This window comes from Caballeronia sp. GAWG2-1 (assembly GCF_023631405.1).
Lineage (GTDB): Bacteria > Pseudomonadota > Gammaproteobacteria > Burkholderiales > Burkholderiaceae > Caballeronia.
In genome coordinates, this window is record NZ_JALQDD010000045.1 from 153,041 (window position 1) to 173,472 (window position 20,432).

Genomic DNA, 20,432 nt, shown 5'->3' on the forward strand with positions numbered 1-20,432 from the left:
CGCGCACAGTTCGTCTCACGCCAAGCCGGTATCTCTCTCTAAAAGGATCATTCGCCATGTACCAGGTTCATGCATTCGCCACACCCAACTCCGTCAAGGTGCCGATTGCACTCGAAGAACTCGGACTCGACTACACGCTGCACGCCATCAACGTTCGAAAGGGCGAGCAGAAGAGCGATGCATTTCTCGCATTGAATGCCAACGGCAAAGTACCCGTGCTGACGACCGAGGACCACAATTTCACGCTGACCGAGTCTGCGGCCATTCTCGTTTATCTCGCCGAAAAGCACTGCAAGCTTCTCTCGCAGGACCCCGTACGCCGGGCGCGCACGTTTGAGCAACTGTTCGCTCACGCGTCTGGACTGAGCCCGGCCTTCGGACAGGCGGGCTACTTTCTCAAATTTGCACCGGAGGTGGTGCCGCACGCCATCGAGCGCTTTTCCGTCGAGGCGAATCGTCAACTAAAACTGCTCGACGCAATTCTTGCCGGGCAGCCCTTCGTCGCTGGCGAAGAATACTCCATCGCGGATATCGCCCACTTCGGATGGATATGGCGACGAGCCTTCCCAAACGTGACACTGGACATGACACCGCATGTGCAACGCTGGTACGACGAGATGCTTGCACGGGCGCCAGTAAGGAAGGCGATCAGCAAGCTCGAACTGCTTGCGAGAGAGAACGGTTGAACGGAAGCGTGCCCGCGAGGCTCTGCGGCACACAGAGGCACAATGTCGGGACAGCTATCGCGCATGATGGAAGCCATTCGATAAGCCCAGGCCATCGGCGGGAACGTCGGCTTGTGGCCGCCCGCTCGCCGCCGACACACGATTTTGCCCAAGGCGAAGAGTTTAGGCGGCGACGACCGGTCCAGTCATTACTCGGCGGCATATGTCTTATGACTCCCGGGCGATTGCACGCGGTACGAGGTGTCCAACATACTTTCCGATAGCCACACCAAGAGCCGTAGCGGTTACTTTAGGTCTTGGAAATTGTCGTCTCAACATTCTTATTGAAGGAGGAATCGATATATGACGGGCTCTAACAAAGTCTTGATCATTGGTGCATCGCGTGGTCTTGGCCTCGCGCTTGCCCAAGAGTGGCTTTCGCGAGACTGGAACGTCGTCGCTACCGTACGAAGTGGCAATACGCCGCTGCATCGCTTAGAACAGGCGTTTCCGGGGCAGATACGTATCGAGCTGCTGGACGTCACTGATAGCTCTGATATTGAAGCCCTCGCGGGCCGTCTGCCTGATCACGAGTTTGATGTCCTTTATGTCAATGCCGGTGTCGCTCTTGGTCCAGAGGATCGAGCGGACGAGGTTACGACCGAGGACTTCAGCCGTTTGATGGTGACAAACGCGTTGAGTCCGATCCGCATCATTGAGCGGCTGTACGACAAGGTGAAAGAACAAGGAACGATAGCAATTATGTCCTCAAGTCTTGGTAGCGTGGCACTAAACGAAAGCGGTGGATGGGAAGTCTATCGCGCCAGCAAGGCGGCTTTGAATATGCTGATGCGATCCTTTGCCGCGCGCCACGCGAGCGCTTCACAAAGCCTTGCGCTGGTCGATCCTGGATGGGTTCGGACGGACATGGGCGGCGCCGATGCGACCCTGAGCATTGATGAAAGCATCCCCGGGATAATAAAACAGATAGCCGCGTCGTCGGGCAAGGCAGGACTGCGTTACTACAACTACCGTGGTGAGACGCTTCCGTGGTAGTAGTCCGTTTGCTGGCATGTTGTCGGTTTCTGACCTTTTGCGCCAGATTAACGATAGGTGATGGCCGAGACAAGCGCGCACGTGCCACCACCCGCTCTCTCCTCATCTAGCGGATCTGCGGATGCTCCGGAGCAATGGCTGGGGCGCGTACTGGGTTCTGCAAACCTTCTCAGGCAAAGGCTGGCCACCGCGACATCCCAGACTCCCGTCGCGTCGGTCACCGCCTTTTCGATAATAGAATGTCTGACGCGGTCGCAGGCGAGCACAGATATTCCCTGGAATAAGCAAGCGGAGCCGGATGGACAGCGCTGGATCCGATGGCGCGGCAAAGTTCGCCACTCTGCTATAGCCCGTCTACGCTGGCGCGCAAGCAAGCGGGCAAGCACGCGGGAGACTGCGCGCCCCACGAAGCAGTCGGGACGACTTCGCTGGCGATAGAATCGGTCCTGACAACGCCCAGCGCGACCATACTGCCTTTCCGGTGGCTGCGCTCGATTTGCGTTCTCGCTGACCGGAGCAGCTCCAGGAGCGCGCCTTCCTGTGGCGGACGCGACGTGCCATGAAGACTACCTGTTCCCGAGCCATTAAGCGGCCGCCATCAGCAGGAAAGGAGCCGTTCCAATGCCTGTTTCGCGAGAGGGTGGACCGGCAGATAATGGCCGGCTTGAGCCAAAACCGTTGTTAATCTGCTCGGCGGAAACCGACCATTGCGCGGGACGGACGAGACCTCGGGCATACCAAGTGAATAGACGCCTCGACTGGCGGCTCCTGGGCCACTTTGAGCCTGCCGCATCGCTCTGGAGTATTCGCGGCCGTGACGTGCGATCTTTGCAAAAAAGGCGTCTATCGAGATAAGTATGATTATCCTGATAGCTGTGTTTTTGATCTAAACTCGCGGTTATGAAAACGCGTCTGTCTTTCCCCGGTGCTGGTTCACCCGAGGGCTTCCAGTCCGGCACGAATTCCGCCGTACTCTGTATCAACCGGAGTGTCCATGGGCAACACTGGATCGTTCCAAGCAGAGCCTCGACCTTGGACAGCAACTTCGCGGAGCCTTTCTTTGCACACCCATAGCGGAGCTCAGCCACCGCCACGGTGTTGGTACAGATCGACTTAGGGCCGATCTGCTCGATCCGAGACGTACAATGTTCGCTCGGATTTCGAAACAGGTCACTAATTATGTTCGTGTCCAGCAGATAGCCGCTCAAAACACGTTCTCCGGCGGGACGAAAGGATCCTCGAGGTCCGGAAAGCCGTCGTCAGCTCCTATAGGCTCCTCTTGGCGCCAGTGTGCCAAGAGTTCGCGAATGTTTTCCGGCGTCTTAACTGGTTCGATGATTAGTCTGTCGCCTTTACAGTGGATCAACACGCGGTCGCCAGGCATTTCGAATTCCACGGAAATCCGCACAGCTTGGTTGCGATTGTTCGGAATAGTTGAACCTCTCTAGGCCGGTATGATGACTGTATAGTCATGTAGCCCTCTCTGCATATACAAAATGCATATGCAAGCAAGCTTTGCGTCAAGCCGCGTGTTGCGTAGATGCGAGCCGTTTGGACGACACGCCGGATGTGAACCTGCAGCGTAGCGGCCCGCATCGGTGTGGGCCACGGAAAAGCTGCTCCCCGCCGTCAACGTCAACGAAAGCAGCCCCGTTGACCCGAGTCGATATACAACGCCGAGATTGTGCAGTCGTTGATGACGTTCGCCGTCACGGGAAACAATAAAGACCCGGCTCAAATCGGCAGCGTGTCAGTGGTTGGCAGCGTCTGTTATCCGACAATCGCCGCGCTGCCGAACGTGGCGCCGAAACTGCCCGCCTGCAGAATGGATCGTGACGGCAGTATCTTGCCGTACACATTCACGGTCGTTTCACCACGCCCTCGCTCACCGGTAAATCGGCAGAAGCAGGACCGTAGCGTCTCACTGTTGAGCCGGCGGCGAAGAAAGATACTAGGCGTTGATATGACCGTTCCAATGTTAATCGACGTCGTACGTCGTTGTTTCGCGGTGTGTATCCTTACGCACGTTTCTGCAGACTACGCGCAACGCAGATTGGTTAGACTCTCGCGATGAGAATTTGCGCTTTTTCGTGGGTGACGTTTACTTCCAGTGCAATGTTTTGGAACTCAAACTGTTAATCACACATCGAGCTTACGGCAATGTACAATTGTCAGACGTAGACAATGAACAGACAAATCGCTGCGTGCGTGCATGTGAAGGTTACCGATAGACGTCATAGTCGTGCTCCTTCTCTCAGGTTCTGGCACGGCCCTCGGATCAGCCAGGACTTTTAGCCGACCTCTTTGGTCGGCTTTTTTTTATCGTAAATCAGAGGGCACGATTGTCACTGGCTCGAAAGGGGGCGAGTCATGCAACTAAGTGACAAGCAAACGGTTCATTAGTAATATGATCATTGCAGCGCCAGAAATCTTGGCACGTCAGAACCTGAGAGAGCGCCGAGGAAAACCAAAATGGCTGGCGCTGCACCTCGGCGGTGACAGCTTCTAAGGCGGATCTAGTTGCTTGTGTGAGACTATGAAATGTGATTTTTAATGGGAAAACCTCTTCGTTTCAATCTCTCGCACGCGCTGGCGCTCCGTGGCACTACCTCCTGCGTCTCACTTGTACACCGCTACCCTGGAGGACTACTTCCTAACATCTAAGGGCGAGCTTGGTCGCCTCGTTTTGAGCGGCGCCGCCCGACGCAAGCTTGAGAAAGACCATGACCAAGGCAAGCAATGGGATGCCGGTTCTAAGCGATCGATGGCGATTCCCTCGTTATGCGTCAGAGCGAGCGGAACACTGAGCACCAAGTAACTTATATTTCAAGGAACGTTGCCCGACGGTGCCAGATTGAAAGAAATCTATTTAGCAATGGTGATTAGAAATCCTTACCATGCAGGCGATTGGTTCATCAAATAGCAATGATCGATCTCGTGGCCTGGACAACACTTGCTTCCGGTGCATCCATATGACCGCGTGCGCGCGCATGTTAGCCACTGGTTAGTTGCAACGAGAAGGTTAGATCGATTGCCAAGTATCTAGTGACGCAAGCGACCGAAGGACTGGCAAGCTAGTGCGACATTAGCTTGCAGACGAGCGCGCGCTTAGATCAACAACGGACCTCAGACTCAGAACATCACCGTCGCGATCACCGTATCGCTATAACTGCCTGGTGGCGGTGTCGGTTGCGGAAGCACGCGCGAATACACCGGGATGGTTTGCGTCGCGCCGTTGCCGGTGCCGCTTACGGTCGTCGATCCCGAGGTGCCGTCGCCCCAAGGCACCGAATACGATGCGCTCGGATACAGCCCATAGGCGATCTTGTCGCTGCCGCCGGCAAGTGTCATGTAGCGCGTCGCGGATGTCGCGTTGACGCCGTTTCCCGCCGAAAGCGAGATGGCATACGCGCCCGCATTGGTGCAGGCCACGGATAAGCTGCCCGCCGCCGTCAGCGTCGAGGAGAGCAGACCCTTCGAGCCGAAGTCGATATTCGACGCCGAGATCGTGCAGTCGTTGATGACGTTCGCCGTCACGGGAAACGAGAAAGACCCGGATAAAACCGGTAGCGCGAGGCAGTCAAGAAACGTGCCGGTGGTCGGCAGCGTCTGATAGCCGACGATCGCCGTGCTGCCGAACGTTGCACCGAAGCTGCCCGCCTGCACGCTGGATTGTGACGGCAGTATCTTGCCGTACACAGTCACGGTCGTGTTCACCGCGCCCGCGTTTACCGGTAAATCATAAGAAGCAGGGCCGTAGGGTCCGGCCGTCGAGCCGACCACGCTCGTGCCCGCCGAATCGCTATAGAGGTTGTATTGCAAGGTGCTCACGCCGTTCGTCATGTAACGCGGCGCATAGCTCGTCTGCCCGACGCCCGGCCCAAGCGCGACACACACGCGCAACTTTGCGAGCAGCCCGGAGCATTTGATGGCGATGGTCGCGCTCGCGCTCGGCGTTCCCGTCACCGGACTGTACGAGCCGAAGCTCATGCCCGTCGATGTAGCCGTGCAGACCTGCGCTTGCGCGTTGCCCACGGCCAAGGCGCAGAGCACGAACACGATCAACGCGATCACACGACGAAGCAGTCTCATCGCGTCACCGCATGGCAGACGAACGGCCCGAGCGTTTCGAGCAACTGCGCGGTTTGCGGTGCGAACGCGATATCGGCTTCGCAGGAACCGGCATTCCATTGAGCGAGCAAGTGGTTTTGCGCCTTGAGATCGTCGATGAAGGTGAGGCCATCATAGCCCACGAGGTATTGTTTGCCGCTTGCGCTCACGATGGCGCGCGCGCCCGGCTGCAAAGGCTTGCCGTCGTCGTCGACGAGCTTGAGCTGCGCGCCGCTGAAGTGCTCGATGGAAAAGCGCGCCAGCACGCCCGCGCGCGCTTGCGGCGCGATGTTCAGGCTCGTCGCGCTGATCGACGTAGTCGCGGGCAATCCGAGCGGGTCGATGGCGAGATGGTTCGAATCGTAGGCGAGCAGGTTCGGCACCAGCAGATGACCCGCGCCATTGGTCTTGCCGATCAGCCGGTTCTCGTGCAGCACGGGAACGTTTGCCACGCCGTTCGTATCGACCACGGCGAAGGCGTCGTCGATGCGTCGGCCCGCGAGCACGTCGCCTGCCATCAGCACGATGGAGCCGGAGCCGTCGAGCTCGGTCGCCGTGCGTCCGCGGTTCTGATACACCGAGCCGATCACATCGCCATATCGATTGCGATACGTGCCCTGCGCAAGTCCCTGCACACTGCCGTTCTGCTGGCCGCCTTGCACTTGCCAGCCGAAGCCGCCGTCGTAATCCGGCGTGCGCGAGAGCGACGCATTCACGAGCGGCGAATGCTGGTCGAAACCGCCGCTCACGCTCGCGTTCATGCTGCTGCCGATCGGCATGCTGAGCGCGATGAAGAGCCCCGCATTGCGCGTCGTGCCGAAGTCGCGATAGACGCTTGCCGAGAGCGCGACGCGCCCGCCTATCGACGACGAATACGCGAGCGAGCCGATCCGCGAGCGTCCCGAATATTTATCGTCGACGCCGACGTACGTCATGCTGACCGCGCCCGGCTGGCCGACGATCTGCAAGGGCACGGCCAGCGTTGCGCGGTCAGTCGATGCCGGCACGGGCGCGCCTTCGCTGGAAGCCAGATCGCCGTAATGCGAAGTCGCGCGCTGCACTTGCATGTCGACGGACAAAAGCGGCGCGCGGTACTGCCAGCCCGCGCTGAACTGAGCGCCCGCGCCAATGGTGGTCGATCCCGCGATGGGCACGCCGCCCTCGTAGCCGATGGTCTGTATCGTGCTCTTGCCCGCACTTGCCGCCACGGAAAAGTTGACCACGCCCGCCGCGCCCGCGCGGATCAGGCCGCCCACGCCGAGATTGACGATGTGCCGCGTCGCTTCGCCATGTGCCTCGACCGTGAAACGTTCGGCAAGACCATGGCGAAGCGACGCGGACAGCGACGGCTCGCCCGAATAGCCGAGCGAATCGAAACCGTAGTTGCGGCGCAGAAAGCCGCCTTCCATCGAGAAATCGGTGAAACCGGCGGCGAGCAGACGCGCGTCGATATAGAGCGGCACCGTGGTCATCACGTTGCGGCCGAGTGCATCGCGTGTGACGATGGTCGCTTCGCCCGCACCCGTCACCGCCGGCACCGCGTTGATGACGAACGGGCCGGATGGCGCCTGACCGCTGTATTGACGCACGTTGTTCACGTAGAGATCCACGGCGGTGGGCACGGCCGCCGAGCCGCCGAGCGTCGGCACCGGATAAGTCACGAGGTCGGGGCGCAGCGAAAAGTCGCGCGACACCTGTACGCCGCCGAGACGCACCGCGCGTGTCCAGGAGAGCGACGAGCTGATCGTATCGCCCAAGCGCGTGGTGATCATCGTTTCGGGGTTCGAGCGCCGCCACGACGTATCGAGGCGCGTGTAGCCCGTGCGTTCGCCGTATCGGTAAGCGGTGCCGGTATTGCTTAAAGTGCCACCCGGATAAAAGAAGCGCTCCTCGCTGAAGAGCGCGTAGCGCGACTCGTATTGCGGCTGCGCGGTGAATTCGTAGTTGATGAGCGCGCCGGTGGCAGTGGAGGTCGTCGGGCGGCGTAACGAGCCGTCGTTGAGCGTGGACGGTACGCGGCGCGCGTCGCCGACACGGATGTCGACGCGCTGCAGTTCCGGCCGGTACGCGTACGACAGTCCGGCGATGGTCGCAAGCGCCACGCGGCCTTGCGCATCCACGGGCGTCTGGTCCGCGAGAATGCCGATCTCCGCGAGCTCACGCGGCATCGCGTGGAGCCCGCCGTCCACCATGAAAAACTGCGCGACCTGATCCGTGGAGATGTCGTTGATGACCACTTCCAGGTAGAGCACGCCATCGCGATTGGGGTTCGCCGCGCTGGCCGCGCTGGCAGCGCTGGCAGCACTGGCGCTGGCGGATGCCACGGGCGACGTCACCGTCTGCGCGGCCCACGCGGCGCTCACCGCCATGCTGAGACTGGTGCTCGCCGCGAGCACGAACGGCAGACGCGCACGCGCGCGCCAGCCGCCGCGCCTTTTGCGGCTCTCGACATGACCGGCCTTCACGTCACGTCACTTCGCCGACGAGACGACGAGCGGGCTAGCGAGCGAGATCTGCGTCGAGACAGGCGTGCCGTTGATGGTCGCGTGCACGGTGGCGGTGGTTGCGGTGCTGGCGGCATCCGCAACAGGCCATTGGCGTGTCGCGTGCGCAAGCGCGTAACCGAGAAGTCCCGGCGCCATTTCGGTGACGCGGCCGTCCGGCCATTCGATCCGCACCTGGCTCAGTTGCGCGTGCAGCGCATCGGCATTGGTGGCGCGCAGCATCAGGCGCGCGGGCGCGGCTTTCGGATCGGCGCCGGCGCTTGCGCGCTCCAGCGTGAAATCGACCTTGGGCGTGGCTGGGCCGGACGTGGCGCTCGCGAAGACGGGCACCGAATAGCGTAACTGCATGCGCACGCCAGTCGTGCGGGCCGTTTCGGCTTGCGGAATCTCGTCCACCAGCAGGCGATACGTCTCCTCGCCGCCCGGCGCTTCGCGGCTCGTGCGCAAGATGCGTACGGTTTGCTCGCCACCGGCAGGAATGCTGATGATCGGCGGGCTTGCAACGATGCCGCGCGCTTCGTCGAGACGGTCTTCGTCGAGCGTTTGCGACCAGCCGAACACGCGCACTTGCGCGGTGATGGGCTCGCTGCCGCGGTTCTGGAGTTTCATGACGGCGGCGGGTTGTTCGGGCGAAAGATCGACGCGGATGGGCGAAACCTGCAGCGAACCGGCATGCGCGGGCACGGCAAGCGCCACGGCAAGCGCCGCGGCCGCGAGCTTGAAAGAACGAAAAAAGGACATTGCCGAGGCCTCAGAACGTAACCGTCGCCGTGATGGTCGACGTGTAGGCGCCCGCCGCCGGAGCGGTTTGCGTCGGCACTCGGCCATAGACGGTGAGGGCTTGCGAGGAGCCGGTGCCGGTGCCCGAGAGCGTATCGGTGCCGATCGTTTGGCCCCAATTCTGAGTGCGCGCCGAGTCGCGATAGAGGCCGAAGTTGACTGTCGGAGTGGGTGAACCCGTGCTGCCCAGAAGACGCGTCGCCACGGCCGAGCCGCTGATCGAGCCCTGATCCAGCCCGATGTTGTAGGCCGTGCCCTTCGTACAGGTCACGTTGACCGTGGTCGTCTGGTCGATGTTCGCGTGGATGATGCCCGTCGAGCCGAAATCGAGCGGATTGGCCGTAATGTCGCAGTCGGCTTGAATGGTCAGCGACACGGTGAACGTCGCCGTTTTCGAGGTTGCGCCCTGTGCGAATAAGGGCGCGGCGCTTGCAAGCGCAAGAGCCAGGCCGATTGTGCCCGCGCGCATCGTTAGACGCGCGGTTCTCTCAGTATTTTTGCTCATTTTTTCTCCCAACATATTTAGCAAATAGCGGCGGAAAGCGGCCACTAAAACTGATAACGTCAACGGGAAAAAATACTTTAAAAACAGATTCGGCGTTCTCGATGAGGTAATACTTGCTTTGTAGTCCCTTAAAGCTGGTTGTAGTTCGTTAAGCTGGTGTCGGCGCGCTGGCCTGAGAGCGAGTCGCTGCAGCATTTGCGTGGCTACATCATCGGAGGAAGTCTGGCATTGAGCTGATGGGCATTGAATTCAGTTAGCGGCGCTAGTACGCTGCAGCAAGCTGTCCCTACGAAGGCTCGTTCGCTGGTCCTTATCACCTATTCTGCCGTTCGAATGCGCGGGTGATGCCGAAACTGTCGTGCGCCCGTCCCAAGATCAACGAAAACAATTCGTCCGGACGCATGAGGCGTGGGCGGCATAAAGGTGTCCAGCGAGCGGACAGCAATCGCCTGCTCGTGCGAGTCTTGCCCGAGGCAAGCTGTATGCATCCTGCCGGCGGCCAGATAGCCTAGTCACTTTTCGCTAATAAAAATTATTGACCAACGGGCGATGATCGGAGAAGCGTTTTGAATATGTCGCAGCCCCAGTTGCTGATTCTGGATCATCCGTCAAACTCAATCGCGGGCAGCATTCAAATCGCGTCTTCAATCAGCGCTATGAGCCGGCGCGCGTCGTGATTGCTAACGTCGTGCTCGTTAAAAAAACGAATGAGCAAATGCCGGCAAGCCATGACTTCATAACGATGCGTGGCGGAATGGTCGGCGAAATCATGCGCCGCTAGCAAACGCGCACGAATAACTTGCTCAACGTGGCAAAAATTTATCTCGCGCGACATCGTTACCACCTCTTTGGCGCTGATAGCAGCGCGTGATTCAAGGTAACACGCTAGCGAAGCACGGGTGCTATCTCACCAGCGTGTGAATCAAAATAGTTGATAGCGTTCGGCGAGCGAGCTTAGCCATGGGGCGTATCTTTGCTAGAGGCTTGCGCGACGCGCGCGGCGTCAACGGTGCTTATGGCGCTACTGCAGCCTAAGTCGACACGGCAAGGAGCGCGCATGGCAATCGATCTTGGCGTTAGCATGTCTCTGAGCAATCCGGCATCGGCGAACCAGATACATTATCTTCAAACCGCTTACTGCGATCCCGTTTCAGAGCGCGGATAGTCCAACCAGCCAGCTGGCAAGCCAAGCTGCTTGGTGAAGCGACTCGCTTCTGTCTCGTCCATGCGCTTCTTGCCATACAGTCGATGCGCCATGTTCGACCCGCTCATTCCCATTACCACACCAAGTTTGGCTTTTGATCCGTTGCGTTTAGTGAGCACATGAAGGTTAGTGCGTCGGATGTTCTCGACCGTAGCGCCTTCGGGCGGACTCAGTTGTTGGGGCGCCGTTGCTTCGATTGCTGCGCGTCGGCTAGAAGCGGCTCTTGCGTCGGCCTTTCGGCTGACTGCTTGGCGAGTGGAGCTCGCCCGGTCTTCGCATTGCTGTGCGAGCTCTTCGTTTTCTGAGATGGCATTTTTGCATCCTCGGACGAACCGTCCGCAACAATCGGCTGGTGTTGTATAACAGGGACGGCCGCCGCCGGTGGCGTCTGTGTCGTGACGTCGTCGTCCGCTCGGCAAACTCAAGAGGCGATTTCAAGCGAAGAAGGAGCTCGGGCGAAAGAGCGGGGTAAGGCTCATCGAAATACCCATGAGGCAGACCAAGCGTGGTCTCCATGTGGAAAGCAGTCTCGGGCGTAAATCTTTCGCCTTTCATCAGTTCCGCTACCCGTGGCAGCGTGGAGTCCAGCGCCAACGCAATATTCTCTGCGCCGACCGCATCTACTAGAAACTGAAACGATCGCGTCTTAATAATTGACGCCGTTAAAGCAGGCTCTTTCGAAGGCAACTGAGAGGGGGTACGGCCGGGCGGCGAAAAAGTGGATTTAGACAGGTGGTGAGGCTGCCGCCCATTTGCCTTGTCTCGGTACCCCGCATTGCGACCGCGGGTTTGGCTCATAGCTTCGGCTCCAGTGATGCGGATTGACCATCAGCCGGATATAGACGAGGGAACGTCGGCTGCCCCATGCGAAAGCCTGACGAACCTCGCTCCAACGGGCGTTGGCACGCCGTTGTTTGAAAGTCTAATTTTTGGAGTTGGGACCGAGTTCTCACCCAACTCGGCCGTGCGAAAGCCGCTGCGTTAAGTGTTTTTTTTGAGTGCAACGGTCATTCCCTTGCTGCCGCCGACGTCGGATCATCGGCCTTTGCCGTCATTCGAGCCCCGGCTGTGGTCTGGCAGCTGACCATCGCTTCGCCGTCATTCGCGATACGACGCAGTCCAAACCTCAGTGGGTCAGAATTCGATGCAAATCAACAGCTCCGGCTCCCGCCTCGGGACATCGCCGCAGTCGCGCCGGCTTTTCGCCACATCGACGACATAGCAAGTCGTGACCTTCGCCGAAAGCTGCCGTAGGACGGTTGCCGCCAGCGTGCTTGCGTCGAGCTGCAACGCCGCATAGAAGTGACGATAGCCCTGTGACGAACTGACGCCGTCAACTATTCAATGCACAGCACCAAAAATCAGCAGGCCAATCACGGCCGCGAGTGCCACAGCGACGAACGGCAGCGGCACCATGTTCACGTTTGCCAAATCGGCCCGCTTTCGCACGCCGAAGAAGCCGGCTATGACCATGCAAACCATCCGAACGCGTTCCATCACGTTCTCCAAAGTCGCTACTGATGTCGAGATGGTCCAGCAAACGGTGCGGGTTCAGAAGAAGATGTTGTTGCCTAGTCAAGGTAAGCAGAAAGCGATAACGCGGTTCGACCATTGAGCTATCAACGCTGGTCGCGATCCAATACGAAGCTCTTTTCAATTTTGGTGTTCAAACAAGGTTCGTGATCCGAGGACGAACTCTTTTACAATGTTAGCGACACGTACTTATACCTGGCGGAGTGGAAGGTCGGAGCACTCAGTGTGGACATCCATCAAATTGAGCTCTGCCGATAGAAGAGGCTTCTGATTTTCTATCGCGTTCAAGTCCACACCGCTAGAAGCGTTTATGCGCTAGTGAGTTTCGACGACTGCTGAAGATGCTGGTGACGGCAGCGTATGTGGCATGGAAGCTTTCTGAGATGCTGCTCACGTTACGTCCTATGGCTGTGCGCGACCCGTTTTGTCTCGACCAACTGCCACTAGATGTGCGCACGTCTCGTGAGAGCCCTGCAATCTTTGAGCGAGTCTTTGTTCAAGCGAATGCCGGCATGCAAAAAATTCGTGTCACCGTAGATGCCGATTTTGAATAGCTGTTAAAGACTGCTTCGCATAATGTTTTTTCTATGAGAAAATTATTAAACATTTTTTTCGCAACGCCGTGGATGACTGCGTGCTTGAGCAGGAGCCAAAATTGCCTAAGTCGATATCTGCGCCTGAACATCTCGGCTCTGAGCCGGAGCTCGGGATGGACATGGTCGCTCTTGGCGAAGAGATTCGAAAGCTGCGCAAAGCACGCTCTAAAACGCTTGTAGAGCTCTCTCTTGCGACAGGTCGGTCTCCAAGTTTTCTTAGTCAGCTCGAACGCGGGCGGGCAGAGATGTCTATTTCTGACCTACGGCGAGTAGCGCAGTGCCTTGGCGTTCCTCTTGGATGGTTTTTTGTAACGGACACGCGGCCGGCCGCTGAAGTCGGACGCGTCCAGCGGGCAGGAACAAGACGAAAACTTGGTACTGTGACAGATGGTTTGGTCGAAGAACTGCTTTCCCCAAACATTGGCGGCAGCTTCGAGACGTTTCTGAGCACCTTCGAACCGGCCTCTTCGCTTCGCGAACCAACTCTACGGGATACGGAAGAAGAAGGTTATCTCGTCAAAGGTGTGCTCAACGTCTGGATTGGCGAACATATGTTTGAGCTCGAAGCGGGCGATAGCTTTCGAATCGCTCGTGAGCCGTTCCGCTGGGCGAATCCCGGTGAAACGGAAGCGGTCGTCGTCTGGGTAATCTCTCCGCCGACCTATTGAGCGCTCAAGGGAGTCTCAGTAGAACCACGAGACTCCAACTGGTCGAGTATGCGATACCAAGTCGCAGCGGCCAGCACACCCAGCTTTCTGAAACGGTGGAAGAGAAAGGGGTCAAGCGTCGTCACGGGCAGTGCGACCTCAGCCGCCGGCATTCCATCTGCGTGCTGGGCCAGCATCTTTCCAACCATCGCGGCGTTGGCTACGCCCCGACCATTGCAGCCAAGTGCCGCATAAAGCCCATCTGCCAACATGTGAACGTGAGGTAGGGAATCCTTAGTAAGCGCGACCCTTCCGCTCCAAACGAAATCGAGAGGCACATCGGCACATTGAGGAAATGTCCGTCCGATTGCTCGCCTGAGACTACCGGCATCAGCGAACGTCGGGGCATCATCTACAGGTGAGCGGCCGCCCATAACCAGCCGGCCCGTGTGGTCGAGTCTGAAGTAATGCAGCAGACGACGCGTATCGGTCACCCCTTGTCCTCCGGGTATAACACTACGTCGAAGACTCATCGGCAACGGCGCTGTTGCCGCCTGAAAGCTAGTCACCGGAACGACGGTCTGCCGGAGCTTCGGCCAAAGGTCGCTCGTATATGCATTCGTGGCAAAAAGCACTTGGTCACATTGGACGGTGGCCTCTGTTGTCTGGACCGTCCAACGTGTACCGTTCCGTGTGATGCTTGTAACGCTCGCATTCGCTGCGATTCGTCCGCCCTCTTCGATGACAGCTCGAGCGAGTCCTCGCGCCCAACTCAAAGGCTGAAGTACCGCTCCACGGGGGTCCAGCCAAGCGCCCACATAGATACCCGGGGCGCAGCCGATAGCCTTGGCAGTCTCGGTGGCGTCAAGTAGGTTGGCCTCAACTCCCCGCTGTTTCCATTGGCGATGCCGCTCTCGCATCAAGCTGAGCGCTGCCTCCCCGTGGGCCGCTTGTATCCAACCTTTTCGTTCAAGTTGGCAGTCGATGTTGTACTTCTTGATGAGGTCAAAGACGAGTTCCCCGCTCGCCCCCATCGTCTGCGCAAGCCGCTCACCGGATTCCTGCCCGAACAGTTGTTGTAGCTCCTCGGGAAGAATCTTAAGTCCGGATATCGCCTGTCCTCCATTTCGTCCGGACGCACCCCAGCCAGGCTCAGCTGACTCAAGAACGAGTACTCTCCGTCCACGGAGAGCAAGATGCAATGCCGCGCTAAGACCAACGAACCCTCCGCCGACAATAACGGTCTGTGCCGTCAACTCGCCCGCGGCTCGGATATATGTAGGTGCGGGTGCCGCGGTCGCAGCCCAGAGACTACGCGGAAGGGAAGTGTTTGCATCCATAGGGCGGCGTGCTTGAGTGATTGGATAAGAAGGCTCTACTGGTTTGCCGACTATTTCGATGCCCAGGCGCTGAATCGACTATCCAGCGCGTCTCCGTTGTCCGTCCAGAAAGCAAAGTCTTCCGTCAATGCGTCGACTGCGTTCTGGGGTGCGTTTGGAAGGTTCTCTAGAGTCTTCGTATCTAGCGCTTTCAGTGCCGCTTTGTTCACGGGACCATAGCTAATCTGGCCAGCGAACGCCTTCTGCCCGGTTTCACCCACGGAATAGCCGATAAACTTTTCCGCAGCCTCCTTACGCTTCGTTCCCTTCGGAATAACGAAGAAGTCGAGGTCAGCGATATTCTGCCGCCAGGACACAGCGAGATTCTTGTTGCCTTCTTTCTGCGCGGCACTGATACGTCCATTCCAGGCTGTGGTCATCACCACATCACCAGCGGCAAGGAACTGAGGCGCCTGTGCGCCCGCTTCCCACCATTGGATGTTCGGTCGCAGTTCTTCCAGCTTTCGGAACGCTCGGTCCTGACCTTCCTTGGTCGCCAACACTTTGAACACTTGGCTCGTCGGCACTCCGTCGGCCATCAACGCGATTTCGAGGTTGTAATGCGCGTCCTTGCGCATGCCACGCTTGCCTGGGAACTTCTTTACGTCCCAGAAATCTTTCCAGCCCGAAGGAGTTCCCTTAACAAGGGTGGGGTTGTAGGCGAGCACAGTGGATGAAACGAAGATACCGGCACCGCACTGACTGACCGCTTCGGATGAAAGTGCGGACTTACTGATAATCTTTGACCAGTCGAGCTTCTCGTACAGACCGTCCTGGCACCCACGACCAAGATTCTGCGAGCCAATCTCGACGACGTCCCACGTCACGTCACCGGACGATGTCATCGCTTTAATCTTTGCTTGGTCGCCGGTGTATGAAACAGCGGTCGTTGAAATACCTGAGGCCTTCGCAAACGGTTCGACCCATGCGCGTTTCTGCGCCTCGCCAACTACTCCACCATAGTTCACAGTGACTAGCTCGTCCGCATGCGCCCACGTTGCAAAGCTGGCTAAGCACAAGAACCCCGATACCGCCTTCGAAATTTTCATTGCGACACCTTGTAATGGTTGTGAGTCTGAATACTCAGGCACGCGTCCGCAACGCGACCTGCGAACTCGGTTGCTATAGTCAAGAAAATATCTAGTGCAAAAATTTATGTCAAAGAATTTTTATAGGGGGAAAACGCGTAGGTAATTTTGTTTTTCACGCGTGTTCAGAACGTGCCTTGCACGGGCAGCAACTAGATGGCATTAGATTTCTATTACTGGCTTCGCACACGTCGCTCGCTGCGCGCGCGGAGCCACTCCGCCGTGAGCAAGAGCAGGCTCGCGAACGCGATAAGTATCGTGGCGAGTGCCGCGATGGTTGGTGTGATGTTTTCGCGAATACCCGTGAACATCTGCAGAGGTAACGTCCCTTGCGTCGGACCGGCCACGAAGAGCGTCATGACAACATCGTCGAACGACGTGGCAAACGCGAAGAGCGCTCCGGAGATAACGCCCGGTGCGATTATGGGAAGTGTTATGTGGAAGAACGTCCAAGTGGGCGAGGCCCCGAGACTCAGGCTTGCTCGAACGTAGTTGTAGTCAAAACCCGAGAGTGTCGCCGAGACGGTCACCACTACGAACGGCGCAGCAAGGGCCGTGTGTGACATTACAAGGCCGACGTACGTCCCCGATATACCCCACCGGGCGAACAACAAATACATTCCGACCGCCGTCACGATGACTGGCACAATCATCGGCGACACGAGCATACCCGTGAGAATGCCCTTGCCCTTGAAAGTTGCACGGTTTAGCCCCAAGGCCGCGAGCGTGCCGAGCAGCGTTGCAAAGAAAGTCGCAAATGGGGAAACAATGAAGCTGTTTTTTGCCGCACGAAGCCATTCGCTGGCCGTGAACAGATTGTGATACCAGCGCAGCGAAAACTCATGAATCGGATAGATTAGAAAAGTGTTCGCGTTAAACGAGAGCGGAATAATGACCACAATCGGGAGCACGAGAAACAGTAGTACCCCCACCCCGATGGCTCGATGAAGGTAGTGCCAGATAATTTCTGGTAATGACGTATGCGGAGCAAAGCGCGGCATCGAGGTCTTCATGTCAGTTCAACCTGAAGTTGGTGCCGACGATACGCCGATAAACGCCGAAGAGGATGAGCGTCACCAGAAGGAGCACCGCGCCGAGGGCGCACGCCATTCCCCAGTTCAACGCTACGTTGGTGAAGTACGCGATGTAGTAGCTCACCATTTGGTCGCCCGCACCGCCGAGAAGAGCTGGTGTTATGTAATACCCGAGGGCGGAAATGAAAACGAGCAACGCTCCCGCACCGACTCCAGGCAGCGTTTGGGGAAAATAGACCTTCCAGAAAGCGCCGAACGGGTGACTTCCCAGTGAGATTGCAGCTTTCACGTAGGTAGGCGATACGGCACGCATGACGCTGTAGAGCGGCAAGATTGCGAACGGCAACAGTATGTGCGTCATGGAAATCAGCACCCCGGGTCGATTGAACAGCAGCGCCAGCGGGTGGTTCGTCACTCCAAGCGCCATCAGCATTTGATTGACAAGGCCCGACCCTTGAAGTAGCACGACCCAAGACGAAATGCGTACCAAAATTGACGTCCAGAACGGCAAAAGCACAAGGACCATAACCAAATTGGCTCGGCTTGTGGGCATCTTCGAAATCCAATAAGCCAGCGGATAGCCGAGTACCAGAGTCGCGAGTGTTACGCACATAGCAATCAAGAAAGTCCGGCCGAACACATCTTGATACGCAGACGCTCTCCCGCTCACCGAGGCGATTGAGCCATCTGGTTGCCGTCGAAGGTCTGCCGTTGCGAGCAAGTATTGGCTTGTGTATCTGGAAGAATTGCGTGCAATGGCCGCCCAGTAAGTCGGGTCATCCCAACGAGCATCAATCTCGACGAATCTCGAACGGATGTCCTTCGGCAAAAGCTTGTCATCGTGCTCGTCGAAGGGAAGCTTGTCCGCAGTCTTTGATACCAGCGAACGGAATCCTTCAACCTGTGTATTGAGTCGACCAGCAGCCTTTCCCGAATCGTTGTCAGCGCCGTTGCGTTCGATATCGAGCATCATCGCTTTATATGCGTCATCCGGCACGGGTTCCTTCGGGCTCCAGTGGCGTAGCACTGCAGTCGTTGAAGGCAATGAATCTACGATTTCCGGACTTTCTACCGCACGCATGAGCATGGAGACGACGGGAAGAACAAAAATCGCAATATTAAACAGCGCGAGCGGTGCAACCAGCAGAAGCGCCATAAAGTGCCGACGAAGGTTGACACGCTTGAGTGAGCGTGCAATCTCCGTGCTCGATGGGGAAGTCTGAATCAATGTGCTCATTGCCCGAAAACCTGAAGGTGGTCTGCGTTAAGGTTCAACGTCACAGGTGAACCCGAGGGCAAACGACTCACACTGTCTTGCTCAAGCGGGAGCTTCACTACGCATTCCGAGCCACCGGCCATGCGACATCGAAGTCGAACGTGGTCCCCGAAGTAAATCGCTCCGAGCGTCGTGCCTTGGAGCGCGTTGGCTCCGACTGATGTCCCCGCGGAAATCGACACTCTTTCAGGCCGAATGATGGCGGTTCCGGCAGCGCCTGTGCGCAAGCCATCGATGTTCCGAGCACGAATAGCGGAGCCGTCGGCCACTTGCAACGTGCAGTAACCGTGCTCCACCTCGGTCACCGTGCCTCGCAACTGATTGCTATCGCCAACGAATCCCGCTACGAAAAGGTTGCGTGGCGTCTCGTAGAGCGCATCGACGCGGTCCAGCTGCTGGATAACCCCCTTGTCAAAAACCGCGACCCGGTCAGACATGGTCAGAGCTTCACTCTGGTCGTGCGTCACGTAGACGAAGGTAAGGCCAAGAGACTCATGAAGGGACTTAAGCTCGACCTGCATATGCTCGCGCAGTTGCTTATCAAGTGCGCCAAGCGGCTCGTCCATGAGCACAAGCTTCGGGTTGAACACCAGCGCTCGGGCGAGCGCGACTCGTTGTTGCTGGCCCCCGGATAACTGCGCAGGCATGCGCTTGGCGAAAGTCGACATGTTCACCATAGCCAGCGCGCGGTCGATTCGCTTTGTTCGCTCGGCCGGCTGCATCCTGCGAACCTTCAATGGATACTCCAGATTCTGTTCGACGCTCAGATGAGGAAACAGTGCATAGTTCTGGAACACCATCCCGATGTCGCGCTTATGCGGCGGAATTCGATTCAGCATCTGTCCGTCCAACCAGATTTCGCCGTCAGTCGGATACTCGAACCCCGCCAACATCATCAAGCAAGTTGTCTTTCCTGACCCTGACGGCCCCAAGAGGGTAAGGAACTCGCCTCGACGGATTTGCAAATCGAGTTGGTCCACGACCAGCGTCTGTCCGTCGTACGTCTTACTTACTCGGCGGAAGTCGACAAAAGCCGGATTTTGGCTTTCCATGGGTTGTCTCCTGAAGCGGTCGTCGATTCGGTTGATAACAAGCTATGCTGCGAGCACTCTAGGCGGGGCGGTCAGAAAATGTTTTCGTGAGAAAAGGAACGGCCTCGAAGAGGTCTCCAACGTAGCCAACGTCCGCGATTTGGAAGATAGGTGCGTCCGGGTCGCTATTGATTGCCACAATAGTACGAGAGTCTTTCATGCCGGCAAGATGCTGAATTGCTCCTGAGATGCCCGCGGCAATGTAGACGTCCGGCGCGACAACCTTCCCCGTCTGCCCGACCTGCGCATCGCCAGAAGCGTAGCCCGCGTCGACAGCGGCACGAGACGCGCCCACAGCGGCATGCAGTTCGCCAGCCAACGCCTCCACTAGCCGGAAGCTCTCCGCGGAACCTACCCCTCGTCCCCCAGAGACGACAATCTTTGCACTTGCGAGGTCGACTCTGTCTTGTGATACGGCGCTCACGCTCTTGCACTTTGTGAGCGCCTCCGAAAAGGGGCCTTCGAGTTGTCGAATTTCTCCTGTTGACCCACTGACCTGGACCGGGTCAAAACTCGTCGCACGTACCGTCACCACCACGCGTTCATCCGTGGACTGAACAGCCATCGTCGCCGCACCTGCGTAAATAGGGCGCTCGAAGGTCTTGGAATCCAATACTCCTGTAATCTCAGACACCTGACTCACGTCCAAAAGCGCCGAAGCACGAGGAAAAATACCTTTGCCATTACTGGTGGCAGCCGCCACCAAATGCGAGTAGTTCGTCATCAAGTCTTTTAGGAGCGGAGCCACGCTCTCGGGCGCTTGATGCTCAAAGACGGGCGAATCGGCAACGACCACCGAATCTACACCAGCAAGTCGCGCAGCTTGCTGTGCGGGCACCGCGCAATTGGAACCACAGATAACGATATCGACCGTCTTACTCATTTTCAACGCTGCTGCGACAGCGCTTGCCGTCGCAGCATTGAGACTCACGTTGTCATGTTCGGCGTAAACCAGCGCTTTCAT

17 protein-coding genes and 1 pseudogene are annotated in these 20,432 nt (G+C 57.9%); 4 read left to right on the top strand and 14 right to left on the bottom strand.

All coding sequences use genetic code 11. The features are described 5' to 3' along the window. Positions 1-56: 56 nt before the first annotated feature. Together NCR98_RS32120 and NCR98_RS32125 are read left to right on the top strand one after the other, a co-directional pair. Positions 57-686: a glutathione S-transferase family protein gene (locus NCR98_RS32120; RefSeq protein ID WP_250528426.1), complete on the top strand. Its 630-nt coding sequence runs from the start codon at positions 57-59 to the stop codon at positions 684-686. A gap of 342 nt (positions 687-1,028) precedes the next feature. Further along, positions 1,029-1,721: an SDR family NAD(P)-dependent oxidoreductase gene (locus tag NCR98_RS32125; RefSeq protein WP_250528427.1), complete on the top strand. Its 693-nt coding sequence runs from the start codon at positions 1,029-1,031 to the stop codon at positions 1,719-1,721. A 584-nt stretch (positions 1,722-2,305) separates the two neighbouring features. Here NCR98_RS32125 and NCR98_RS32130 read toward each other — a convergent pair. The 8 genes and pseudogenes from NCR98_RS32130 to NCR98_RS32165 form a co-directional block, all read right to left on the bottom strand. Beyond that, positions 2,306-2,929: a PIN domain-containing protein gene (locus tag NCR98_RS32130; protein ID WP_250528428.1), complete on the bottom strand. Its 624-nt coding sequence runs from the start codon at positions 2,927-2,929 to the stop codon at positions 2,306-2,308. Between the two features lie 1,924 nt (positions 2,930-4,853). Next, entirely contained in the window at positions 4,854-5,813 is a 960-nt protein-coding gene (locus NCR98_RS32140; RefSeq protein WP_250528429.1) for a Csu type fimbrial protein, read from the bottom strand. After that, entirely contained in the window at positions 5,810-8,296 is a 2,487-nt protein-coding gene (locus NCR98_RS32145; protein ID WP_250528430.1) for a fimbria/pilus outer membrane usher protein, read from the bottom strand. Before NCR98_RS32145 ends, NCR98_RS32140 begins: the two co-directional genes overlap by 4 nt. Positions 8,297-8,302: 6 nt before the next feature. After that, a complete protein-coding gene (locus tag NCR98_RS32150) occupies positions 8,303-9,076 on the bottom strand; it encodes a fimbrial biogenesis chaperone (protein ID WP_250528431.1) in 774 nt (257 codons plus the stop codon). A 10-nt stretch (positions 9,077-9,086) separates the two neighbouring features. Next, positions 9,087-9,584 (bottom strand): Csu type fimbrial protein, encoded by a 498-nt coding sequence (locus tag NCR98_RS32155; protein WP_502799832.1) that lies wholly within the window; start codon positions 9,582-9,584, stop codon positions 9,087-9,089. Positions 9,585-10,251: 667 nt separating this feature from the next. Further along, a complete protein-coding gene (locus tag NCR98_RS32160) occupies positions 10,252-10,455 on the bottom strand; it encodes a hypothetical protein (protein ID WP_250528433.1) in 204 nt (67 codons plus the stop codon). 314 nt (positions 10,456-10,769) lie between these two features. Continuing rightward, a pseudogene (locus NCR98_RS33720) lies at positions 10,770-11,622 on the bottom strand (hypothetical protein); the annotation flags it as partial. A 543-nt stretch (positions 11,623-12,165) separates the two neighbouring features. Next, complete coding sequence (locus NCR98_RS32165; protein ID WP_250528434.1) at positions 12,166-12,321, bottom strand: DUF2970 domain-containing protein; 156 nt, start codon at positions 12,319-12,321, stop codon at positions 12,166-12,168. A 377-nt stretch (positions 12,322-12,698) separates the two neighbouring features. Between NCR98_RS32165 and NCR98_RS32170 the strand changes: the two genes are divergently transcribed. Beyond that, the gene (locus NCR98_RS32170; protein ID WP_250528435.1) at positions 12,699-12,911 is read left to right on the top strand and encodes a hypothetical protein; all 213 of its coding nucleotides are present in this window, start codon (positions 12,699-12,701) and stop codon (positions 12,909-12,911) included. 155 nt (positions 12,912-13,066) lie between these two features. Beyond that, a complete protein-coding gene (locus tag NCR98_RS32175) occupies positions 13,067-13,621 on the top strand; it encodes a helix-turn-helix domain-containing protein (RefSeq protein WP_250528436.1) in 555 nt (184 codons plus the stop codon). Here NCR98_RS32175 and NCR98_RS33590 read toward each other — a convergent pair. The 6 genes from NCR98_RS33590 to NCR98_RS32200 all read right to left on the bottom strand — a co-directional run bounded on the left by NCR98_RS33590 (position 13,615) and on the right by NCR98_RS32200 (position 20,432). Then, positions 13,615-14,940: an NAD(P)/FAD-dependent oxidoreductase gene (locus NCR98_RS33590; RefSeq protein ID WP_350029546.1), complete on the bottom strand. Its 1,326-nt coding sequence runs from the start codon at positions 14,938-14,940 to the stop codon at positions 13,615-13,617. The genes NCR98_RS32175 and NCR98_RS33590 overlap by 7 nt on opposite strands. Positions 14,941-14,990: 50 nt before the next feature. Then, on the bottom strand, positions 14,991-16,028 hold the full coding sequence (locus NCR98_RS32180; RefSeq protein ID WP_250528437.1) for an ABC transporter substrate-binding protein: 1,038 nt from the start codon (positions 16,026-16,028) through the stop codon (positions 14,991-14,993). Between the two features lie 212 nt (positions 16,029-16,240). Next, entirely contained in the window at positions 16,241-17,080 is an 840-nt protein-coding gene (locus tag NCR98_RS32185) for an ABC transporter permease (protein ID WP_250528438.1), read from the bottom strand. A gap of 1 nt (position 17,081) precedes the next feature. Next, positions 17,082-18,338 carry an ABC transporter permease gene (locus tag NCR98_RS32190; RefSeq protein ID WP_250528439.1) on the bottom strand — a complete coding sequence of 419 codons (1,257 nt, stop codon included), beginning with the start codon at positions 18,336-18,338 and terminating at the stop codon, positions 17,082-17,084. Then, the gene (locus NCR98_RS32195) at positions 18,335-19,429 is read right to left on the bottom strand and encodes an ABC transporter ATP-binding protein (RefSeq protein WP_250528440.1); all 1,095 of its coding nucleotides are present in this window, start codon (positions 19,427-19,429) and stop codon (positions 18,335-18,337) included. Before NCR98_RS32195 ends, NCR98_RS32190 begins: the two co-directional genes overlap by 4 nt. A 58-nt stretch (positions 19,430-19,487) precedes the next feature. Next, positions 19,488-20,432 carry an electron transfer flavoprotein subunit alpha/FixB family protein gene (locus NCR98_RS32200; protein ID WP_250528441.1) on the bottom strand — a complete coding sequence of 315 codons (945 nt, stop codon included), beginning with the start codon at positions 20,430-20,432 and terminating at the stop codon, positions 19,488-19,490.